18 protein-coding genes and 2 pseudogenes are annotated in these 21572 nt (G+C 70.4%); 10 read left to right on the forward strand and 10 right to left on the reverse strand.

Features of this window, described 5'->3' with window-relative positions; genetic code table 11:
• The first annotated feature begins 41 nt into the window (after positions 1–41).
• From ACFY2B_RS39000 to ACFY2B_RS39010, 3 genes are all read left to right on the forward strand, one after another.
• Complete coding sequence (locus tag ACFY2B_RS39000) at positions 42–4103, forward strand: DddA-like double-stranded DNA deaminase toxin (RefSeq protein WP_390767809.1); 4062 nt, start codon at positions 42–44, stop codon at positions 4101–4103.
• 7 nt (positions 4104–4110) lie between these two features.
• On the forward strand, positions 4111–4611 hold the full coding sequence (locus tag ACFY2B_RS39005) for an Imm1 family immunity protein (RefSeq protein ID WP_390767789.1): 501 nt from the start codon (positions 4111–4113) through the stop codon (positions 4609–4611).
• A gap of 276 nt (positions 4612–4887) precedes the next feature.
• On the forward strand, positions 4888–5250 hold the full coding sequence (locus ACFY2B_RS39010) for an Imm1 family immunity protein (protein ID WP_390767790.1): 363 nt from the start codon (positions 4888–4890) through the stop codon (positions 5248–5250).
• 389 nt (positions 5251–5639) lie between these two features.
• Here the strand turns inward: ACFY2B_RS39010 and ACFY2B_RS39015 are convergent, their stop codons facing one another.
• Entirely contained in the window at positions 5640–6443 is an 804-nt protein-coding gene (locus tag ACFY2B_RS39015) for an SDR family NAD(P)-dependent oxidoreductase (protein ID WP_390767791.1), read from the reverse strand.
• A gap of 87 nt (positions 6444–6530) precedes the next feature.
• On the opposite strand from ACFY2B_RS39015, the gene ACFY2B_RS39020 reads away from it, so the two are divergent.
• The gene (locus ACFY2B_RS39020; RefSeq protein ID WP_390767792.1) at positions 6531–7382 is read left to right on the forward strand and encodes a helix-turn-helix transcriptional regulator; all 852 of its coding nucleotides are present in this window, start codon (positions 6531–6533) and stop codon (positions 7380–7382) included.
• Here the strand turns inward: ACFY2B_RS39020 and ACFY2B_RS39025 are convergent.
• Positions 7372–7782 carry a MarR family winged helix-turn-helix transcriptional regulator gene (locus ACFY2B_RS39025; protein WP_390767793.1) on the reverse strand — a complete coding sequence of 137 codons (411 nt, stop codon included), beginning with the start codon at positions 7780–7782 and terminating at the stop codon, positions 7372–7374. The two genes, ACFY2B_RS39020 and ACFY2B_RS39025, sit on opposite strands and share 11 nt — an antisense overlap.
• Before the next feature lie 152 nt (positions 7783–7934).
• Here ACFY2B_RS39025 and ACFY2B_RS39030 point away from each other — a divergent pair, with 152 nt between their 5' ends.
• Positions 7935–8930 (forward strand): LLM class flavin-dependent oxidoreductase, encoded by a 996-nt coding sequence (locus ACFY2B_RS39030; protein ID WP_390767794.1) that lies wholly within the window; start codon positions 7935–7937, stop codon positions 8928–8930.
• On the opposite strand, the gene polX is transcribed toward ACFY2B_RS39030, so the two are convergent.
• From polX to ACFY2B_RS39060, 6 genes and pseudogenes are all read right to left on the reverse strand, one after another.
• The gene (gene polX / locus ACFY2B_RS39035) at positions 8923–10656 is read right to left on the reverse strand and encodes a DNA polymerase/3'-5' exonuclease PolX (RefSeq protein ID WP_390767795.1); all 1734 of its coding nucleotides are present in this window, start codon (positions 10654–10656) and stop codon (positions 8923–8925) included. The two genes, ACFY2B_RS39030 and polX, sit on opposite strands and share 8 nt — an antisense overlap.
• A 317-nt stretch (positions 10657–10973) precedes the next feature.
• Positions 10974–12902: a glycoside hydrolase family 5 protein gene (locus ACFY2B_RS39040; RefSeq protein WP_390767810.1), complete on the reverse strand. Its 1929-nt coding sequence runs from the start codon at positions 12900–12902 to the stop codon at positions 10974–10976.
• A 333-nt stretch (positions 12903–13235) separates the two neighbouring features.
• Positions 13236–14117: pseudogene (locus tag ACFY2B_RS39045) on the reverse strand (MFS transporter); the annotation flags it as partial.
• A gap of 264 nt (positions 14118–14381) precedes the next feature.
• Positions 14382–14726: a cytochrome C oxidase subunit I gene (locus ACFY2B_RS39050; protein WP_390767796.1), complete on the reverse strand. Its 345-nt coding sequence runs from the start codon at positions 14724–14726 to the stop codon at positions 14382–14384.
• 15 nt (positions 14727–14741) lie between these two features.
• Positions 14742–16430, reverse strand: coding sequence for a cytochrome c oxidase subunit I (gene ctaD / locus ACFY2B_RS39055; protein WP_390767797.1), 1689 nt, complete (start codon positions 16428–16430; stop codon positions 14742–14744).
• A gap of 262 nt (positions 16431–16692) precedes the next feature.
• Positions 16693–17331 carry a TetR/AcrR family transcriptional regulator gene (locus tag ACFY2B_RS39060; protein WP_390767798.1) on the reverse strand — a complete coding sequence of 213 codons (639 nt, stop codon included), beginning with the start codon at positions 17329–17331 and terminating at the stop codon, positions 16693–16695.
• 138 nt (positions 17332–17469) lie between these two features.
• Here ACFY2B_RS39060 and ACFY2B_RS39065 point away from each other — a divergent pair, with 138 nt between their 5' ends.
• The 3 genes from ACFY2B_RS39065 to ACFY2B_RS39075 all read left to right on the forward strand — a co-directional run bounded on the left by ACFY2B_RS39065 (position 17470) and on the right by ACFY2B_RS39075 (position 19315).
• Positions 17470–18045, forward strand: coding sequence for an ester cyclase (locus tag ACFY2B_RS39065; RefSeq protein ID WP_390767799.1), 576 nt, complete (start codon positions 17470–17472; stop codon positions 18043–18045).
• Positions 18046–18272: 227 nt separating this feature from the next.
• Positions 18273–19097, forward strand: coding sequence for an alpha/beta fold hydrolase (locus ACFY2B_RS39070; protein WP_390767800.1), 825 nt, complete (start codon positions 18273–18275; stop codon positions 19095–19097).
• Positions 19094–19315 (forward strand): alpha/beta fold hydrolase, encoded by a 222-nt coding sequence (locus ACFY2B_RS39075; RefSeq protein WP_390767801.1) that lies wholly within the window; start codon positions 19094–19096, stop codon positions 19313–19315. The genes ACFY2B_RS39070 and ACFY2B_RS39075 overlap by 4 nt, the downstream gene beginning before the upstream one ends.
• A gap of 125 nt (positions 19316–19440) precedes the next feature.
• Here the strand turns inward: ACFY2B_RS39075 and ACFY2B_RS39080 are convergent, their stop codons facing one another.
• Together ACFY2B_RS39080 and ACFY2B_RS39085 are read right to left on the reverse strand one after the other, a co-directional pair.
• The gene (locus ACFY2B_RS39080) at positions 19441–19842 is read right to left on the reverse strand and encodes a MazG-like family protein (RefSeq protein WP_390767802.1); all 402 of its coding nucleotides are present in this window, start codon (positions 19840–19842) and stop codon (positions 19441–19443) included.
• A 25-nt stretch (positions 19843–19867) separates the two neighbouring features.
• The gene (locus ACFY2B_RS39085) at positions 19868–20422 is read right to left on the reverse strand and encodes a DoxX family protein (RefSeq protein ID WP_390767803.1); all 555 of its coding nucleotides are present in this window, start codon (positions 20420–20422) and stop codon (positions 19868–19870) included.
• Positions 20423–20565: 143 nt separating this feature from the next.
• Here ACFY2B_RS39085 and ACFY2B_RS39090 point away from each other — a divergent pair, with 143 nt between their 5' ends.
• Together ACFY2B_RS39090 and ACFY2B_RS39095 are read left to right on the forward strand one after the other, a co-directional pair.
• The gene (locus tag ACFY2B_RS39090; protein ID WP_390767804.1) at positions 20566–20889 is read left to right on the forward strand and encodes a nuclear transport factor 2 family protein; all 324 of its coding nucleotides are present in this window, start codon (positions 20566–20568) and stop codon (positions 20887–20889) included.
• Positions 20890–20946: 57 nt separating this feature from the next.
• Positions 20947–21411, forward strand: a pseudogene (locus ACFY2B_RS39095) (aldo/keto reductase); the annotation flags it as partial.
• Positions 21412–21572: the final 161 nt, after the last annotated feature.

Consider the following 21572-nt stretch of genomic DNA (forward strand, 5'->3'; position numbering starts at 1 on the left):
GAGTACTGAGACGGTTTTCATCTTCCTGGCGGGGCGTGCGGATGCTGTTGTCCGCGGGCTTGCTGTCGGGTCTGCTGGGGACGCCCGCCGCGGCGGCGGCGGAGCCGGTACCGCTGCCGGCGGATGTGCGGGCCGACATCGTCGGCTACTGGGAGACCGGCGGAGCCGGTCTGAAGGTGGCCGCCGAGCAGGCGCTGCTGGGCGGCGACGACGCCATACGCAAGTTCCTCGACGAAGCGGAGTCCATCCAGTTCGCGGACAACCGCGTTGAGACGGCGCGGCTGGCGATGACCAGCGGGCCCAGCGTGCGGCAGGCCGCCAAGGAGGCGATGCTGAAGTCGCCGGCCGAGTTGGAGACCTTTCTCCTCTACGGCTACGAGGCTCCGCTGGACGTGGACCGCAAGGTCGAGATCGGCCGCCTGATCACCCTGGGCGGCTTGGGCGTGCAGGCTGCGGGCAAAGATGCTCTGCGGGGGACCTTCGAAGACCGTGAACTCTTCCTGGAGTCGGGCCAGTACACCGCGCGCGAGCAGGACAACCGTGTCGAGGTCGCCCGCCTTGCCACGGTCGGCGGCCCCAACGTGCAGGCGGCCGCCAAGGTCGCGCTGCGCGGCACGCCTGAGGACATGGTCGAGTTTCTGGAGGTCGGGCAGTTCACCGCCCGTGACCGTGACCAGGAACATTCCACGATCGCCCAGTTGATCGCGCAGGCGAAGCAGGCGGGCAAGCAGGCCGAGGACGCACGCAAGACGGCGGAAGAGTCGTCGGAGAAGGCGGTCGAGGCGTCCAGGCTGGCCAAGGAGGCCGCACAGAAGGCCGCCGAGGAGACCGCGGCCGCCAAGGACGACTCCAAGACGGCCGCGGTCAAGGCGAAGCAGGCCGCCGATGCCGCGCGGGGCGCGTCAGAGGCCGCGCAGGAAGCCATCGGGGCGGCCAATGCCGCCAACAGTGCCGCCCGCCGTGCCGCACTGGCTGCCGCGCAGACCGCCTCGGCAGCTGCCTCAGCTGCTGAAGCAGCGAACAGCGCCTACAAGGCAGCGATCGCGGCCGCCCGCGACGAGGCCGACGCCGGTGCCGCAAAGCAGGCCGCCAGCCAGGCACGCGCCGCGGCGGATGCCGCGAAGACGTCGGCGGTCGCAGCCGAGAACGCGGGCCTTGCCTCCGCCGCAGCAGCTGTCGCTTCCGAGTCGGCGAAGAGTGCCTCCGGCAACGCGCGGGCGGCAGCCGACGCGGCCGACGAGGCCAACGCCTATGCGGATGCCGCCGGACTGCATTCCGACGAGGCCCGCCTTGCCGCTGCCGAAGCACGACGGCACGCCAATGCCGCCGACGCCGCCGCCGACCGCTCCGCCGACCTCGCCCGCCGTGCGGCCACCGCCGCCTATGGTGCCCGCGACGCCGCCAACTCGGCCGCAGCACACGCGGACAAGGCCGCCGACTACGCCGACGAAGCAGCCGAACAAGCCGGCAACGCCGCAACCTACGCCGCCGTCGCCAAGAAGAACGCCGACGGCGCCAAGGCAGCAGCCGACACCGCGAGTGCCGCGGTCAACAAAGCCAGAGAGACCTTCGACCTGGCCCGGGAGACCGAAACAGCCGACCTGCAGACCCGCACGGACGCGGCCATCGAGCGCGCCCGCTCGATGAAAGCCGCCTCCGAAGCAGCGGTCTCGGCCTCCGCGGCCACCCAGGCCGAGGCATTGTCCCTGAGCGGCACCGCGACCGGGCTGGCCCAGGAAGCGGGACGTCCCGACGTCGACATCCAGGCCACTGCCGCCAAGGGCCGCCAGCTCGCCATGCAGGCGATGAAACTCCTCGGCCCCTGGCACCAGGAAGCCGCCGCCCGCGCGCTCTCAGGCACAGACCAAGACGTCCTGGGCTACCTGCGCACCCGCTGGAAAGAGGCCGACTACTACGACGTACGCCAGCGCGTCGTCGTCCTGAGCACCCAGAGCCCCTACACCTCCGTCCGCACCGCCGCCGCCGACGTCCTGGCAGGCGGAACCCCGGACCAAATCGCGGCATTCCACACCTCCGGCCAGTACGAGGCCGGCCGGACCGACATGCGGGTCGACGTCGCCCGTCTCGCCGAGACCGGCGGCCCCGGCGTCAGCGAGGCCGCCAAGACCGCACTTGCCGACGGAACCGGCAAAACCCTCGCCACCTTCCTGCACATCGGCCAGTACGGCGCACGCCTTACCGACGAACGGGTCATCACCGCACGCCTCGCCGAGACCGGCAGCCCCGAAACCCAGGCCGCCGCGAAAATCGCTCTCGCCGGACCCCCGGAACTGATCCACGAGTTCGTCAGCACCGGCCAGTACATGGCCCAGCGTAAAGACGCCCTCGCCACCACCCACATTCACCAGGTCCAACGGCTCCTCGCCGAAGGCTCCCTGATCGCCGCAAAGGCACAAGAGAACGCCTGGCGCGCCGCGGAAGCCGCCGCAACGGCCCAGAACGCCGCCGACGAAGCAGCAGCCGCCTCCAATCAAGCACAGAAATCAGCGGAACAAGCCGCGCAGTACGCCGCCGACGCCAGGACGTCAGCGGACGCCGCCGACCGGAGCGCCGCCGACGCGGCAGCATCAGCTGCGACCGCCCGCAGCGCCGCTGAACGGGCCGCGCAGGATGCCACCGCCGCCGAGAACTCCGCCGCCGACGCCGAGTTCTCCGCCTCCTACGCCCGCTACTCGGCCCAGCAGGCCAACGACTCAGCCGACCGGGCCCGCGCATCGGCCATCGCCGCCGGCAAAAGCGCCGCCGAGGCGGAAGCCGAGGCCAAACAGGCATGGCAGACAACCCGCGACCTCGCCGACCAGGAGATCGAGGAAGCCCGCCGCCAGGCGGAAGAAGAACGCAAGGCCCAGCAGGACAGCGCGTCCAAGACGTTCTGCATGGACCTCCTCCCGTTCGACCACTCGTACTTCCCGATCAACACGGTCATCTGCGACGGCGGGGCGATCGACCGGGCCCTGGACGTAGCGAAGGACCCCAGCACATACGGGACGATCATCTGGGAGATGTCGGGTCTCGCCGACATCGAGGCATGCATCGACAACCCCACCGCCGCAGACTGCGTGATGGCCGCCATCGGCGTCACTCCCTGGGGCAAGCTCAAAAGCGCCGCCAAGGCCGACAAAATCCTTGACGCCATCAAGGGCGGACGAGCAACCCGCAGGACCGTCGCCTGCCTGACCGGAGCAGCACACAGCTTCACGGCCGGCACCAAGGTCCTGATGGCCGACGGCACCGGCCGCCCGATCGAACAGATCGAAACCGGCGACCTTGTCACCGCCACCGACCCCACCACCGGCGAAACCGGTCCCCGGCGCGTCACCCGCACCATCCACACCCCCGACGACCGCAACTTCACCGACGTCACCCTCACCGACGGCTCCACACTCACCTCGACCAGCCACCACCCCTACTGGTCCCAGAACGACCAGACGTGGAAAAACGCGGGCAACCTTCAGACCGGCGACACCCTCCGCACCCCGCAGAACAACACGGCCGCCATCGCCCACACCCGCGACTGGCACGGCCTCCAGGACGCCTACGACCTCACCGTCGACGACCTCCACACCTACTACGCCTCCACCAACACCACCTACCTCCTCGTCCACAACACCGACGAAGCCTGCCAATGGGTCGGGCCACTTCTTGGCAGCCTGCCGAAGTGGATTGACGGGCTAAAGGGGCAAAAAACGGTGGGAGAACTAGTGGATTCCCAAGGAAATCCATTTCCCGGTCTGCCAGCCGACATGAAGCGGTTGATCAGTGGCGAAACCCTCTACGACAAAAATGGAAACAAATATGACGACCCGTGGTGGGCAAAGGCCCAGGCGCTGCTTCGTGGAAAGCTTGGTTTTCCCGCAAAACCTGGCGCGAAATATCTGGCAAGCTCTCACGTGGAAACCAAGTACGCGGTCTGGATGGATGAAAATGGCGTGAAGGATGCCACCGTTGTTATCAACAACAACAACGGCGTATGCAGCCTATACCAGAACTGTGAGGACGCGGTCAAGTACATCCTGCCTGCCGGATCGAAACTCACCGTCTACTACCCTGGTGGCAAGAAGACGCTCTGGGGTGGAAGGTGAAGCAGTGATGCTCAAGGTGCTCGGACATGAACCTCTTTACCTGAGGACCGACCGCGAACTAAAGGATTACCTTGATGAAATCTTCGCCGAAGATAGAGCGGGTAGTTACTTCAATGCGCATGTCCAGGTAGTCACAGGTGAAACCGAAGATGTTGACAATTTGCTTGCAATCGGCCTTGACTACGATTCAGGATACGGTGCACTTTCCTGGCACTGCACTGGTAAGATCGAGGAGCGGGTCAATAGCGTTGCAGGCGCCGACATGGCGAATTATGTCTGGGTTTCATGGAACCCGGTACCTCCGGAGGTCGACCCTGAAATTGTGAGCGATCCGTGGTCCCCGAGCTACTTCAATCGTGTTAGCGCCATTCCATTGAGTGACGTTCGCTCTGCAGTGGAAGAGTACTACCGAGAAGGGTCCGGATTCCGCCCATCTGCAGTTCAGTGGGTAAAGGGAAACTTTACCGGAGAGCTCCTCGACGAAGGTACCGAAAACCGACAACTGTAGCGAAAGAAGCGGTCACGGCTCGCCTGTAACACGGTGAGCCGTGACTCTTTATCTGGGCGGCGTATGCGGTCGAATGTCGCGAACCCGTCGACTCGCTTTCGGTTTATTAGTCGGGCGTAACGATGGCGGCGATGAATCGGGAAGGTATGATCGTTGAGTTTTAGATAAATGGCGCGTCGGAGCGAGTATCTAAACCTCAGGGTGTGGAGGTATAGCCATCCATCGAGCCTTGAACGAGTTGGAATCGGAGTGTGAAGTTCCTTTGGGGTTCAATGCGTGAAGCACCGGAGCGTTCCACATGTACGACCTGCCAGAAGGGGCAGAAGTTCCAGCGGTAGAGGAAAACTTCTCGTTGGGGTCAACCGAAAAACTGGTTATGGAGGAATGATTTGGTGGGGCGAGGAGATTCCAGAAGATCCCGACCAATTTTACTGGGTATCGTGCAACGAGAATCCACCCTCCTTCGACCCGCGGGTTACCGCCGACCCCGGCTACCCACTGTGGTATGACCGGAAGAACGTGGTGCCAGTGGAAGATATCGAGACTGCCCTCAATGAGTTTTGTTTTAACCGAGGAAGGCGGCCTACGGCCGTAGGCTGGGAACCCAGCACAGCGAACGGTCAACCACTGGACTCTTAAGTAGGATTTACGCCTGCTGAAGCCGAGCCTCGGCTCGGCTTCAGCAGCCGCGTGCCAGAGAAGCACGGTCATCTGCGACGGCGGGGCGATCGACCGGGCCCTGGACGTAGCGAAGGACCCCAGCACATACGGGACGATCATCTGGGAGATGTCGGGTCTCGCCGACATCGAGGCATGCATCGACAACCCCACCGCCGCAGACTGCGTGATGGCCGCCATCGGCGTCACTCCCTGGGGCAAGCTCAAAAGCGCCGCCAAGGCCGACAAAATCCTTGACGCCATCAAGGGCGGACGAGCAACCCGCAGGACCGTCGCCTGCCTGACCGGAGCAGCACACAGCTTCAGCCCGACTCGTCTGCCTGCTGCTGTTTCCACCCCGTCGGTGTCGCTCAGGCCCCGCTGCCGCCGTCGACCGACAGGATCGTGCCGGTCACGTAGGAGGCCCGGTCGCTGAGCAGCCAGGCGGCGGCCTCGGCGATCTCGGCGGGGTCGGCCGCGCGGCGCAGCGGGGTCCGTGCCGTGAGCCGCTCGACCAGACCGGGCGATTCCGCCTCCCAGGCACGGATCATCTCGGTGAGCGTGCCGCCGGGGGCGATGGCGTTCACCCGGATGCCTTCCGGGCCGTACGTGACGGCGGCCGACTCGGTGAGGCTGTTGACCGCCCGCTTCATCGCGCCGTAGACGGGCAGTTCGGGGTTGCCGCGCAGGCTGCCGACGGAGGAGTTGTTCACGATGGCGCCGGTCCTGGCGGTGGCCCGGATGGCGGCCACCTCGGCGGCCATGGCCAGCCAGACGCCCTTGAGGTTCACGCGGTAGACGTGGTCGAAGTCGGCCTCCGGGAGCTGGTCGAGCGGGCCGGGCTGCTGGATCGTCGCGCCGTTGTTGAAGGCGATGTCGAGCCTGCCGTACAGGTCCACGGCGCGGTCCACGGCGGCCCGTACGGAGGCCGGGTCGGCCAGGTCGCACACCACGTGGTCCGCGGTGCCACCGGCCGCACGGATCTCCTCCGTCACCGCCTTGAGCTGGGACTCCGTCCGGGCCGCCAGGAGCACGCGGGCTCCCTCGCGGGCGAACAGCCGGGCCGCGGCGGCGCCGATGCCGCGGCCCGCGCCGGTGATGAAGGCGACCTTGCCGGCAAGCAGGCCCTCCGTGGTGAGGGCGGTGGAAGTGCTGGTGAGAGCTGTGTTGTCCATGGCAGCGAGCCTGTGCCCGGCCGCGGAGCCGGTCCAGGCACAGGCGGTACCTGGATCCGCCGGACGCCGTGTGCCCACACTGGGGGCGTGGACCGACGAGAACTGGCGATCTTCCTGCGCAGCAGGCGCGAGCGGATCAGCCCTGCCGACGTGGGGCTGCCCGCGGGGGCGCGGCGCCGCACCCCGGGGCTGCGGCGCGAGGAGGTGGCGCAGCTGACGTACATCTCGACCGAGTACTACACGCGGCTGGAGCAGGCCCGCGCCCCGCGCCCGTCGCGCGAGGTGCTGGCCGGGCTGGCGCGAGCCCTGCGGCTGTCGGACGTCGAGCGCGCCCACCTCCACCACCTCGCCGGTGTGCCGCCGCTCCCGCCGACCGGTCCCTCGCGCGAGGTGCGGCAGAGCATCCTCGACCTGCTGCACCGGCTGCCGCAGGCCGCGGCGACCGTGATGTCGGCCTCCTTGGAGGTGCTGGCCTGGAACGATCTGGCGGCAGCCCTCATGGAGGACTTCTCCGCGCTGCCGCGACGTGACCGCAACCTCGTGCGCCGGGTCTTCCTCGGCCCGCACCCGCCGGGGCACCGGCTGTACGGGGTGTCGGACGCGGACGGGTTCGCCCGTATGTCGGCACGGCACCTGCGCGCGGTGGCCGGCCGGTACCCGGACGATCCGGAGGTGGCCGAGCTGGTGGGTGAACTCCTCGCCGGCAGCGCGGAGTTCACCCGGCTGTGGGAGTCCCACGACGTGTCCGAGGCGCCCGCCCTGATCAAGACCTTCCAGCACCCGCTGGTCGGTCCGGTCACCGTCAACTGCGACGTCCTCGACATCGCCGACCGCGACCAGCAGGTCGTGATCTACACCGCGACCCCCGGCTCGCGCTCCGAGGAGGCGCTGCGACTGCTGTCGGTCATCGGCACCCAGCGCATGGACGTCACTCGGTGACCAGGCGCCGGAGCAGGTCGGACAGGGCCGTGCGCTCGGCGTCCGACAGCGGGGCGAAACAGGCGGCGAGCGCCTCGTCGGCGGCCTCGTCGCCCGCGGCCAGCACCTGTTCGCCCAGGGGTGTCAGCCGGTGCTCGTTGCGCCGGCCGTGGCCCGGCCGTCGTTCGACCAGGCCCTGGGCCAGCAGACGGCCCACGAGTGTCCCGAACGCCTGCTCGCTCTGGAAGCAGGCCGTGGCCAGCGTGCGGGCCGAAGCCCCGGGGGCACGGCTGATCGCGCGCAGCGCCTCCCACTGGGCGAGCGTCGTGCCCACCGTGGCCAGCGTGGTGTCGAGCGCCCGCTGCTGACGGTACTGGGCCTGTTTGACCGCCCTGCCGAGGGCCTGTGGATCACCGTGCATGGGCGCGATTCTACGACATTGACTAAACTGGCTTATATAAAGATGCTGAGTTTACGTTCCGGCCACAGCCCGACTCGGTGTCCGACTCGGATTCCGGCATGCGGCTCGGGCTCCGACTCGATTCCACCGGCTCGACCGAACGAGGACGGCTCATGAGGATTTCCTGCCAGTTCGCGACCTCCCTGGACTCGCCCGAGCACATCGCCGTCGGCGAGCGACTGGGCTACGACCGTGCGTGGCTGTTCGACACCCCGCAGCAGAGTCCGGACGTGTGGATGACGCTGGCGCTGGCCGCGGAACGCACCGAGCGCATCGGTCTCGGCCCGGGTGTGCTGGTGCCCGGTCTGCGCCATCCGATGGTCAACGCCTCGGGTGCCGCCGCGCTGTCCGCGCTGGCGCCGGGGCGGGTCGCCGTCGCCTTCGGCACCGGATTCACCGGCGCGCGGGCCATCGGCGCCAAGTCCACGACCTGGGCCGATCTCGCCGAGTACGTCCGTGTCTTCCGGGCCCTGCTGCGCGGCGAGACCACCGACTGGAAGGGCGCCCGGCTGCGCATGCTGCACCCGGCAGGCGCCGCCCCGGCGCGCCCGATCGAGGTGCCCGTGCTGATCTCGGCGGTGGGCCCCAAGGGCATCGCCGTCGCGAAGGAGCTGGCCGACGGGCTGTTCAGCATCAACGAGGAGACCAAGCACGCCAAGGAGTTCGACTGGGCCGCGCTCGGCCTGCACGGCACCGTGCTGGCGGAGGGCGAGGCCCTGGACTCGCCCCGGGTCCGTGACGCCGTCGGTCCGGGCAACGCGCTCGCCTACCACCTCGCGTACGAGTTCGGCGGCGACGTGACCGCCCTGCCCGGCGGACAGCAGTGGCTGGACGCGATCAACCGGGTGCCCGAGCGGGAACGGCACCTCGCGGTCCACGACCACCACCTGGTCGCCCTCAACGCCGCCGACCGGGCCGCCTGGGCGGCCGGCAGCTGGACTGCCGTCCCGACCACCACGGTCACCGGCTCGGCCGCACAGGTGGCCGACCGGCTGGCCGCGTACGGCGAGCAGGGCATCACCGAGATCCTCTACCAGCCCATGGGCCCGGACATCCCCCACGAGCTGGAGGCATTCATCACCGCGGCCCGCACGGGCACCGTCAGCTGAGCCCCTTGCGCAGGAAACGCCGCAGACGGGTCTGCGGCCAGGTGTTGATCACATCGTCCTTGGTGAGCCAGCCGCGCTGCGCGGTGCCGATGCCGTAGCGCATGTTGGCCAGGTCGGGGACGGAATGCGCGTCGCTGTCCACGGCGAACCTCACTCCGTGGCGGCGGGCCCGCACGATGTCCTCGTCGCGCAGGTCCAGCCGGGCGGGGTGAGCGTTGATCTCCAGGGCCGTGCCCGTGCGCGCGCACGCGGCGAAGACCTCGTCGAGGTCGACGTCGACGGGCGGCCGCCTGCCGAGGACGCGGGTGGTGGGGTGGCCGATGACATGGACGTACGGGTTCTCGCAGGCACGCACGAGCCGCCGGGTCAGTGCCCGGCGGGGCTGGTTGAAGTGCGAATGCACCGAGGCCACGCACACGTCGAAGGCGGCCAGGAACTCCCCGGGCCAGTCGACGTCGCCGTCCGGACCGATGTTCAGCTCCACACCGTGCAGCAGCCGCATGCCGCGCCCCTTGCCGTGGGCGCCGTCCAGCTCCCGCACCCGCTCGCGCTGGGCGAGGATCCGTTCCTCGGTCATCCGCTGCATGGACAGGTCCGGCCCGTGGTCGGTGATCGCGTAATAGGCGTAGCCGCGGGCGGCGGCGGCCCGCACCATCTCCTCCAGGGGCGCGAGCCCGTCGGTGAGGTCGGTGTGCGTGTGCAGGTCTCCCCGGAGGTCCGGCTCCACCACCAGCTCCGGCAGCTCACCGCGCAGGCCGGCCTCGATCTCCCCCCGGTCCTCGCGCAGGGTCGGCGGGATCCAGGGCAGCCCGAGCCGGGCATAGACCTCCTCCTCGGTCTCGGAGACGACCCTCTCCCCGCTCTCGACGTCGAAGAGGCCGTACTCGGACAGCTTCAGCCCCTGGTGCACGGCCAGCTCCCGGGTGCGTATGTTGTGCGCCTTGGAGCCGGTGAAGTACTGAAGGGCCGCGCCCCAGGAGTCCGGCGGCACCACCCGCAGGTCGACGGACGGCCCCCTGGCAGTGCGTACCGAGGTCTTGGCCCGGCCGTGCGCGATGACCTCGGTGACGTACGGCAGCTCGGTGAACGCCTGCATCAGCGGGCCCGACTCCGCCGCCGCGACGAGGACGTCGATGTCGCCGATGGTCTCCCGCATCCGGCGCAGGGACCCCGCGTAGGTGCAGCGGTCGCAGCCGGTCACCCGGGACAGCGCCCCGGTGATGTCGTCGGCGAGGTCCATGGCCACGTCGAGCAGGACGCGGTCGCCGGAGGACCTGAGGAGGTCGACGCCGTGGAGGATGTTCTCCTCCGTCTTGGGCCCGAAGCCCTTCAGACCGCGCAGTTTCTCGGCGCGGATCGCCTCGACCAGCTCGTCGACCGAGGCGATGCCCTGTTCCTCGTAGAGGGCCAGGGCCTTCTTCGGGCCGAGCGTCGGGATGGCGGTGAGCTGCCGGACGCCGGCCGGGATCCTCGCGCGCAGTTCGTCCACCGCGGCCACCCCGCCGGTGCGGAAGTACTCGGTGACCTTCTCCGCGATCGACTTGCCGACCCCGGGGATCTGCTGGAGCCCCTTGGTGTCGAGTGTGGACACATCGGCGTGGTACCCGCCGATCGCACGCGCGGCCTTCTCGTAGACGCGCGCCTTGAAGGCGTCTTTGCCGGTGATCGAGATGAGGTCCGCGTACTCCTGGAACAGCGCCGCGACCTCGTCGTTGGATCGAGCCATGTCTTCGGAGTAGGCAGAAACGGCCGGTTCATTCCTGCGACTGCCCCGGACCGGGGTACGGGCCGCCGTGGCCGCCCGGGAGCGGCTGTGCGGGCAGGCGGCCACGCTCCGGCAGACCGCCGGGCGGACCGACCGGTGCCGGGCGCGCCGCCGTGGCCTGGCCCGCCCCGACGGCGGTACCGGTGCGGGGGCGGGTCCCGTACGGAGGCGGGTTTGTACGGAGGCAGGTCCTTACGGAAGTGGGTCCTTACGGTGGCCGGTGCCGGTCGACGGCCGACCGGCGCGGCCCCCGCGCGCCGGCGCGGTGCGGGTGCGGTTCAGCTGAGCTTCCGGCACAGCAGGGCGTCGGGGCCCTGGCCGGCGCCCAGCCGGGTGGTGTAGGCGATGCCGGCGGCGTACTCGTCGGCGGCGCACTGGCCCTTGTAGTCGCCGTGGGCGAAGTCGCCGCCTGCCGGGTTCGCGGGACGGTTGTCGGACCGGTCGAACCACACGGTGCGTCCGGTGGTGCCGAGCGGGACGCGGGCGGGCACGCACAGGGCGGCCGACATCCGGCCGCCACGGTGGCTGTACCCGATGAGGAAGTTCCCGTCCGGGCACTGGAGTTTGGTGTAGCCGGAGGCCCAGTCGCCGCCCGCCGGGACGTGCCGCTCGTCGGTGACGGCGGTCTGCGCGGTGCCCGCGGCGCGCAGGTCGCCGACGATGACGTCCGTGCACAGTCCACGACCACTGCTGTGGCCGATGCCGATCAGCCGCTGGCCGTCGGGGCAGACGGCCTTGGAAGCGCCCACGTCCCAGTCGCCGCCCGCGCGCACCCGCAGCGACTGCACTTGGTCGCCGTGGTCGGTGCTGAGCATGTTCCAGCCCGGTACCGGGGCGATGGAGCCGGTGCGGCTCGGGGCGGTCATCAGCCGGTTCCAGCCGGCGTCGCGCCAGTCGGACCCGTCGAGGATGCCGTGGCGGCCGCCCGCGGTGTCGTAGCGCAGCAGGGCCCAGTCGTCGTGGCCCTCCCACCCGACGAGCGGCCAGTACGCGAAGTCGGCGTCGTGGTCGGCGAAGTAGTCGGTGATGTTGCCGAACCAGGTACGGGCTGCGGCACCCGTCTCGTTCGCTCCCGCGCCGAACTCGCTGACCCACACGGGCGCGGTGAAGTGCTGGTCCGCCTCCTCGGACACGAAGAACGCCTCGTCGTACAGGGCCTGGTCGAGCTGGTCGCGGGTGAGGTCCTGGTAGCGCGGGTCGTGGGTCTCGCCGATGCCGGTGGCGCCGCTGTGGTGGGGGCCGGTGTACCCGTAGAAGTGGGCGGAGTACACCAGCTTGTGGCTGGTGACGAGGGTGTGCGAGAGGGTGCGGGCCGGGGTGAGCATGGGGCGGCCGTGCGGCAGTCCGTCCACGGGCACGCCGGTCCAGTTGATCCCCTCGATGACGATGAGGAGCCGGGGGTTGGCCTCGGTGAGGATGCGGTCGGCCGCCAGCTGCGCGGCGGCGTACCAGTCGTGGGCGTCGCCCAGGCCCCAGTTGGGGTCGTCCAGGACGTCCCGGCGTACTTCGTTGTACAGGTCGGCGCCCACCACCCGCGGGTCGTCGGCGTAACGGCGGGCCATGAGGACCCAGTCGTCGGCCCACTGCTGGGTGGACTGGCTGCTGTTCCAGCGCTCGTTGCCGTCGAGTCCGCAGCACCAGCGGGACGTGTTGGTGTGGTTGTTGAGGACGACCGCGAACCCGTCCTGGGTGAGGGCCGCCACGACGGCGTCGAAGACCTGGAGCGGTGTCCTGCCGCGCAGTTGCGGGTTGGCCGCGACGGCGGCGTCCGGCACGGGCGCCGTCGCGTGGATCATCTCGTTGGAGAAGGGCAGCCGGACGCTGTTGATGCCGAGCTGGTGGAAGTCGGCGAGCAGCCGGGGGAGCGGGGTGCGGTCCAGGCCGAGGGGGATGTTGTGGGAATTCTGGCCGGCGTGGTGGTCGGCGGGGTCGTCGGCGTTTCCGCTGCCGGTCCAGGAGCCCTGTGCGCCGTCCCAGTTGGCGGACTTCAGCCGGAAGCGGTTGCCCTCGGCGTCGACGACGTACCGGCTGCGGGTGGACAGGGGCGGCTGCCAGGTCGCGGCCGCGGGGGCGGCGGCCGAGGCGGTCGCGCCGCCGGGGGGCCGTGCGGGGGCGGCGGTCGCCCCTGGTGCCGTGGTCAGCAGCAGGAGGAACGCCCCCACTGATGCCAGTAATGTCAGGTACGGGTCAAATCGGCGGGTTGGCATGGGGCCTCTGTGGAGGGGAGAGGGGGCAGGGGCGAGGCGGTGCGAGTGCCCGCCGGGGCGAAGGCGCGGTCCCGGCCGGCGGTGTGGCGCGGTCTGGACGCGAGCGTAGCCGGAGGGTGGGGCCCGCGGGGATGGTCCGGGCGGGACCTGATGCCCTTCCGTCGGTCCGTCGGTCCGTCGGTCCGTCCGTCTGTCCGTCTGTCCGTCTGTCCGGCGAGCCCGGCGCACCCCTGCGCCGGGCGCGGACGGCCGCGCGACCGGGCCGTCCGGGCCCCAGGGCGGGGTGACGCGGGGCGTGATGGCCGTCACCTCGGCGCCGGAGAGTTCGTTCAGCGGACGGCCGCGGGTCTCGACGCGGAAGGCGAGGGTGACGACGAAGCCGAGCGCGCAGGCGACGGCCACCCCGTACAACAGGGCGCTCTCCCCGACGGAGGACAGCAGGACGGGGAAGCGGAAGGTCCCCAGGGCGGCGCCCAGCTTCCCGCAGTCGGCCGCGAAACCATGGCCCGCGGTGCGCATCTCGGACGGGAACACCTCGGCGGGCAGCGCGAAGGTGGTGGCATTGGGTCCGAGGTTCATGAAGGTGTTGAAGACTCCGAAGCCGGCGAAGACCATGAGGAGAGGGGCCTCGGGCCCGCCGGGGAGTTGGCCCGCGACGGCCAGGGCGCACAGCGCCAGGGCCATCACCGCGAATCCCGTGAGCTGGAGCGGGATCCGGCCGACCCGGTCCACCAGCACGATCGCCAGACCGAACCCGACGGCCAGGAAGACGTCCAGCACGGCCGTGCCGGTGGTGGAGGCGATGTCCTCGTCGATGAACGTGGCGTGCCGCCCGGCCACGGAGAACGAGGCAAGGAGGGTGGGCGTGAAGATGCCCACGCCGTAGGTGGCGATGTCCATCAGGAACCAGGGGACCGAGGCGAAGATCGTGCGCCTGCGCCAGCGGGCGGAGAACAGCCGCGGCTGGATGAACGCCCGCAGCCCCTCGGGCGGTGTCTCCTGCCGCAGCCGGTCGGCGTCGGTCACCCGCACCGGGACACCCGCCAGCCGCCTGCCGACCTCGCGCGCCTCCCGCTCCCGCCCGTTCTGCGCCAGCCAGCGGGGGCTTTCCGGCGCCTTGCGGCGCAGCCGGATGATGAACAGGGCCGGCAGTGCCCCGAACCCCAGCAGGATCCGCCAGGAGTCGGGTTCCGGCCGCAGCAGGAGGATCACCACGCGTTGTCGAGCGCTTCGCCCAGCGGCAGAGCCCGGTCGGAGGAGTCGGTCGTCGGCATGGTCTCGGTGGTCACGGTCCTCACCAGGCCAAGGAGCGCGTCGGGGCGGACGGGAGTCCGGGCAGACGGATGTCATGGTGCGGTGTGCGGGTCGCCGCCTGCGGGCGGCGGGCGGGACGACGGGCCGGGCGTACGCCGACGGACCAGCGGGCGGTGCCGGACGCCCGCCGACGGACCTACGAGGGACGGGGCGAAGGGCGCGGGGTCAGAGGACCGACAGCAGGGCGGCCAGCGTGGCGAGAGCGGCGCACACGGTCAGGGTCAGGCCCAGGCAGCGCCGCCGCAGCCGCCGGTACCTGCTCTCGTACTCGGCCCGCAGGGACGCGCACCGGGCCGCGACGCGTTCCAGGTCCTGCCGGGCCCGTTGCAGGCTGTCCGAGACGTGGCGCTGCTCGATCTGCGCGCGCTGCGCGGTCGTCAGCCAGTCCATCGGGCGGACGAACTCCCGCGCCCGCCGCTCCGCCTCCGCGATCCTGGCCTGCCACAGCAGGTAACCCTCCACCTGGTTCGAGAGTTCGCCGTCCGTGCCCCGCGGTGCCAGTTCGCTCACTTGGTCCTCAATCGGTCACAGCACGCCGTGCATCCGGGCCTCGGCCGTCGCGATCTCGGGGTGGTGCAGGTCGAACGCCGGGGACTCGCTGCGGATCCGCGGCAGGGTGAGGAAGTTGTGCCGTGGCGGCGGGCAGGAGGTGGCCCACTCCAGCGAACGGCCGTAGCCCCACGGGTCGTCCGTGCCGACCGGCCTGCCGTACCTGGACGTGTGCCACACGTTGTAGAGGAACGGCAGCATCGACAGACCGAGCAGGAACGAACCGATCGTCGAGACGGTGTTCAGCGCGGTGAAGCCGTCGGCCGCCAGATAGTCGGCGTACCGGCGCGGCATGCCCTCCGCGCCCAGCCAGTGCTGGACCAGGAAGGTCCCGTGGAAGCCGGTGAACAGCGTCCAGAAGGTCAGCTTACCGAGTCGTTCGTCCAGCATTTTGCCGGTGAACTTCGGCCACCAGAAGTGGAATCCGGCGAACATCGCGAAGACGACCGTGCCGAAGACGACGTAGTGGAAGTGGGCCACCACGAAGTACGAGTCGGAGACGTGGAAGTCCATCGGCGGCGACGCCAGGATGACCCCGGTCAGACCGCCGAACAGGAAGGTCACGAGAAAGCCCGCCGCCCAGAGCATGGGCGTCTCGAAGGAGAGCGAGCCCTTCCACATGGTGCCGATCCAGTTGAAGAACTTCACCCCGGTCGGCACCGCGATGAGGAAGGTCATGAAGGAGAAGAACGGCAGCAGCACGGCGCCGGTGACGTACATGTGGTGCGCCCACACGGTCAGCGACAGGCCGGCGATGGAGATGGTCGCGCCGATCAGGCCCATGTACCCGAACATCGGCTTGCGCGCGAAGACCGGGATGATCTCGGAGATGATGCCGAAGAACGGCAGCGCGATGATGTACACCTCCGGATGGCCGAAGAACCAGAAGAGGTGCTGCCACAGCAGCGGTCCGCCGTTGGCGGCGTCGAAGACGTGCGCCCCGAACTTGCGGTCGGCCTCCAGGGCCAGCAGCGCGCCCGCCAGGACCGGGAAGGCGAGCAGCACCAGGAAGGCGGTCAACAGCACGTTCCACACGAAGATCGGCATCCGGAACATGGTCATGCCCGGGGCGCGCATGCAGACGATGGTGGTGATGAAGTTGACCGAGCCGAGGATGGTGCCGAAGCCGGACAGCGCCAGACCCATGATCCACAGGTCGGCGCCGACGCTCGGTGAGCGGATCACGTCCGAGAGCGGGGAGTACGCGAACCAGCCGAAGTCCGCCGCGCCCTGCGGGGTGAGGAAGCCGGCGACCGCGATCAGCCCGCCGAACAGGTAGAGCCAGTAGGCGAACGCGTTCAGCCGGGGGAAGGCCACGTCCGGCGCGCCGATCTGCAACGGCATGATCCAGTTCGCGAAGCCGGCGAACAGCGGCGTCGCGAACAGCAGCAGCATGATCGTGCCGTGCATGGTGAACGCCTGGTTGAACTGTTCCTTGGAGACGATCTGCAGTCCCGGCCGGGCCAGTTCGGCGCGCATCACCAGCGCCATCACACCGGCGGACAGGAAGAACGCGAACGACGTCAGCAGATACAGCGTGCCGATCGTCTTGTGGTCGGTGGTCGTCAGCCACTTCACCACGACGCTGCCCGGGCTGCTGCGCCGGACCGGCAGTTCACTGCCGTAGACGCTGACCGGTCCGGTCGGTTGGTTGAGAATGCTCAAGGCTCTGTGCTCCTGGCACGGGATCCGCGCCCGCTCCGCGACGTCGTCTGTCACCGGGCATCCTGGTGGAACGGAGACAGGGCTGATACGCCGAGCGGCCGACATACGGCCGTTCGCGTGACACTCGTACGCGAATGGAGCAGTCCCGCGTCCGGCCGGCCCCGTGCCGCGGACGCCTGTGGCCCGCCGATGCCCGCTCGATTCGACCGGGTCGGCCGGGTCGGCCGGGTGCCGACCGGGGGCAGTGGGTCGCCGGCCGGGGTCAGCGGGTCGGGGCCGCGCGGCCCCCGGGGTAGAGCGCGGCCAGCGCCGTGTCGCGGAGGACGTCCTCCGCACGCCTCCACGACCAGCCGTTCTCGACGACGAGGGTGCGCCAGCCGGTCGGGCCGAACCAGTACCACAACAGCTCGGCCGTCTCCGTGACCGAGTACTCCGGAGGCGGGGCGAGGGTGTGCAGATGGCGCGCGGCCAGTCCCAGCGCCCTGCGGTAGTCGCCGGTGGCGCGCCGCCACAGCGCCTCGCCGTCCTCGTGGACCGGCAGGGCCTTGAAGATCGCCTGATGCACCGCCCACTGCCCCTCGTTGCCCGCCCGCGTGCCCGCCGCCAGGGTCCCGAGCGCGGTCTCCGGGCTCGGCGTGGACAGGATCTGCCGCATCGCCTCGTCGTAGCCCGAATCCGTCACACCGCGGTCGACGATCCGGTCGAGGATGTCGGACTTGCTGCCCACGCTGGCGAACACCGTCTTCGACGCGACGCCCGCCGCCTCGGCGATGTCCCGGACGGTCACCCGACCGTACCCGTGGTCGGCGAAGAGGTCGGTGGCCCGCTGGAGGATCAGGGCGCGGGTGCGGGCGGCGGCCTGTTCCCGCAACGGCGACACGTAGGAGCGCTTGGAGGACATGGGACGGCATGCTACCCAGTTCCATGTGGTGGTTGACCTATTGGATAGGTCATCTATAACCTCAATCTCCGCACACCACCGCGGTGCATCGCCGTGCCGTGATGACCGCGTCCACAACAGCCGAGAGAGGTGCGCTCCATGGGACAGACCCCCGCCGACCTTGCCCGCGGGCTATTCCGCGTTCTGGAGACGGGGGACGCCGCGCTGGCGGCCGACGTCGTCGCCCCCGGCTTCTCGAACAGGGAGTCCGCGGTGGCGCCACCGGCCTGCGCCCTGCCGGGACCCGCCGGGACGCTCGCCTCCGGCGCGTGGATGCGGTCGGCCTTCAGCGACCTGCGTTTCCCCGTCCTCGGCCTGGCCGAGGGCGATGACGAGGTGTGGGTACGGCTGCGCATGCGGGGCCGGCACACCGGCCCCTTCGTGCGGTTCCGGGAAGGACGCCTGGACCAGGCCGTACCGCCGACCGGCCAGGAGATCGACTTCGAACAGATCCACGTACTCGGCCTGGCGGACGGCCAGGTGGTACGGCACGAAGCGCTCCGGGACGACCTCACCATGCTCGGTCAGCTCGGCGTGTTCCCGCCCACGCCCGCCCTCGCGCTGCGCATGGCCGCCTGGAAACTGACCGGCCGCGCGGCCCGCGCGGCGGCACAGGTCGCCACGGCCGCGGCGACGGCCGCGGGGACGGCCGGTGCGGCGGGGACGACGGAGTGAACTGACCGCCGCCCCTGCCGCCGCGGGCGCCACCGCTGTCCCTGGCCGTGCGCCACCGCTGTGCCGAGGGCGGGGTCGTCCGTCCGGACCGGTCGTCCGTCCGGGGCGGCCGTGGCGGTCGCGGGCCGTGCACAGTACGGTCGCCGGGCGCCTCCCGCTCGCCGGCCCGTCCGCCGGCCGTCGGTACGCACACCGTCGAGATCGACGGAGTCGAACAGCGGTATCACGTGCACGGCACCGGACCGGTGTGCGTCGCCCACCCCGGCGGACCGGGCATCTTCTGGGAGTACCTGCGGATGCCCGCGCTGGAGCGGCACCTGACCATGGTCTACCCGGAGCCGATCGGCAGCGGTCACTCCGGCCGGCTCGCCTCCCACCCGCACGGCTACACCCGGGCCCGCTACAGCCGGTACCTCGGTGCGCTGATGGAGCACCTGGGCGTCGCGAAGGTGCACCTGATGGGCCACTCGCACGGCGGCTTCGTCGCCCAGTACCACGCGCTGCACCGCCCCGAGCAGTTGGCCGGGGTGGTCCTCTACGACAGCGCGCCGGTGACCGGTGCCGAACACGACGCCGAGACCGTGCGTCAACTGGAGTCGTTCGCCGCGCGACACGAGGGCAACCCCGAACTCCCCGAGATCCTGGCGACGTTCCCGGCCCTGCCCGGCATCTCCGACGACGCGCGGATGACGGCCGTCCTCAAGGCGCTGTTCCCCGTGTACTTCGCCGACTACTGGGGGCGGCAGCAGGAGTTCGGCCCGCTGCGGGCCGGCCTCCGGGGCACGTACCTCTCCGGGCTGGACGAGAACCTTTCCCCGAAGGCCGTCGACGACCGTGCGGACCTGGGCGCACTCACCCTGCCGACCCTCGTCGTCGGCCGGTACGACTTCATCTGCGGAGTGCGCTGGGCGGAGGAACTGCACCGGCTGATCCCCGGATCCGAGCTGCTGATCCTGGAGAACAGCGGGCACTTCGGCCACATCGAGGAACCGGAAGCCTTCGCGCGAGCGGTCGTCCCCTTCGTGGCGGGCACGGCCGGCGGCACGGCGTGACCGCCCGGTCCCGCCCCGCCCCGAACTCCACGAGCTGGTACCTCGTCGCGACCGACGACCGGATGATCCCGCCGCCGGCCCAGCGCACGATGGCCGAGCGGGCCGGAGCGAAGGTGTGCGAGACCGCCGGCAGCCACGCCGTCTACGCCTCCCGGCCGGAAACCGTGGCGGAGCTGATCAGGCTGGCCGCCGCCCACGAGCCGGCCCACCAGGCGTAGCCCGGACGGCAGGACGCCGGGACAGCCCGCCCCACGCGGGCGGGCTGTCCGCTTCGCCCTCCGCGAGCCGCCGCGGACCCGCCGACGGCACCCCTCGGACCCCCACCGCCCGCGGCAGCCCGGTACTACGCGTCCGGCCGCCGCGGGGCAGGGGCGGCCCGGGGGCCGGCGGGGGCGGCCTGGGCCGGGCCGAGCGAGCGTTCGGTGACCCGGGCGAGGTGGCGGGTGAACTCCTCGCGGGCGTCCGGGGTCAGGGTGCGCAGGGCGACCAGGGCGGTGATGACGACATCGCAGAGTTCGGCCTGTACGTCCTCCCAGGTGTGGGTGACGCCCTTGCGCGGGTTCTGCCCGGTCGCGCCGATCACCGCCTGGGCGACCTCGCCGACCTCCTCCGACAGTTTCAGCAGGCGCAGCAGCAGGGTCTGCGAGCCGTCGCGCGGGCCGTGCGCGTCCAGCCAGGCCCACAGCCCGTCGATGGCGGTCCAGAGGTCCGCGGACGCGGGTGCGGAGGTGTCCCGATCGGTCATGCACCGCAGCCTGCCACGGACCCGGCTACTGCTCGAACAGGGCCTCCTGTTCCCCCGCCGCCTCCTCCGCCGTCCGCCGCACCCGGCAGTTCCGGGCACCCACCACCGCCGCCGTGACCGCCGCGGTCACCCCGAGCGCCACCGGCACCATCCAGCCACGGTTGAAGACGTCACCGAAGGCGCGGTCGAGGGAGAGCCGGCCGGGGCCCGCGACGGCGAGGCCGGCCGAGGCCAGGCCCAGGCTCGCCGCGAACTCGTAGCCGCCCTCCTGGGCGAAGAAGCCGTTGGGCGCGTGGACCGCCGACGCCCCCGCCATCGCGCCGGCCGCCGCCGCGCCCGCGGCCGGCGTGGCCAGACCGAGCGCCAGCAGCGCACCGCCGCCCGCCTCGGCGAGGCCCGCCGCCGTGGCGCTCGCCCGGCCCGGCGCGTAGCCCATGGACTCCATCGCCTGACCGGTGCGCGCGATGCCCGGCCCGCCGAACCAGCCGAACAGCTTCTGCGTCCCGTGCGCGGCCAGCACGCCGCCGGTACCCAGTCGGAGCAGCAGCAGGCCCAGATCACGTCGGTCGAAACAGGTCACGGTGACTCCCCGGTGCGGACAGGTCGACGGCCGGGACAGGGCTCCTGCCCCGGTGTCCACCGTCGCATCCGCGGGCGTCGGACAGCCCGTCCGGGCGGCCGTTCGGGTGGCGGGGTCCGCGGAGCGATGTGAATGTGGCTCGCATGGCGATCCAGACATCGAAACTCAGCGATCCGGCGGTCCGCGCCTTCGTCACCGCCGTCAACGCCCATGACCGTCGGGCCTTCATGGACATCCTCGCCCCGGACGCCACCATGTCCGACGACGGCGCCGACCGGGACCTCGACGAGTGGACCGACCGGGAGATCTTCTCCTCCAACGGCCACATGGAGATCGACAAGGAGTGCCGGGGCGGCCGCTCCCTCGTCGCCCGGTACCGCAACGACGCGTGGGGCGAGATGCGGACCAGGTGGTCCTTCACCGTCGAGGACGGCAGGATCTCCCGCTTCGAGACAGGACAGGCATGACGTAGGCGGCGCGAGGGCTTGTGCTCGGGTGCGCTCCAACTCCTAGCGTCGTCAGGCATGGAGACCACGGGAACCACGAGGACGTCGGGGACCACAACGGCGTCGGGCACCACGAGGACGACGGGGACCCTCACCAGGACACTGGGGCGCAGCGGTATCGAGGTGAGCGCCCTCGGCTTCGGCTGCTGGGCGATCGGCGGCGAGTGGGAGGACGCCGAGGGGCAGCCGCTCGGCTGGGGCAAGGTCGATGACGACGAGTCCGTACGCGCGATCCGGCGCGCGCTCGATCTCGGCGTCACCTTCTTTGATACCGCCGACGTCTACGGGGCCGGGCACAGCGAGCGGACACTCGGCCGTGCGCTCGGCAACCGCAGGGACGACGTCGTCATCGCCACCAAGTGGGGGAACGTCTTCGACGAGCACACCCGCACCCTCACCGGCAGCGACGACTCCCCGGCGCACGCCCGCCGCGCGCTCACCGCCTCGCTGTGCCGCCTCGGCACCGACCACGTCGACCTCTACCTTTGATCTTGCGCAGTGCTCCGCCCTTCAGGGCGGAGGTGAAGCGCATCTCGGGTCCGCTCTGGCCTCAGCGATGCGCATGGATCCGCACTGTTGAGGCCGGCCCGGTCATATGGGGCGCCGCTGGTTCTCGATGTACTGCTTCACCATGGTCAGCGGTG

It is taken from the genome of Streptomyces sp. NPDC001270 (genome assembly GCF_042896695.1).
Classification (GTDB): domain Bacteria; phylum Actinomycetota; class Actinomycetes; order Streptomycetales; family Streptomycetaceae; genus Streptomyces.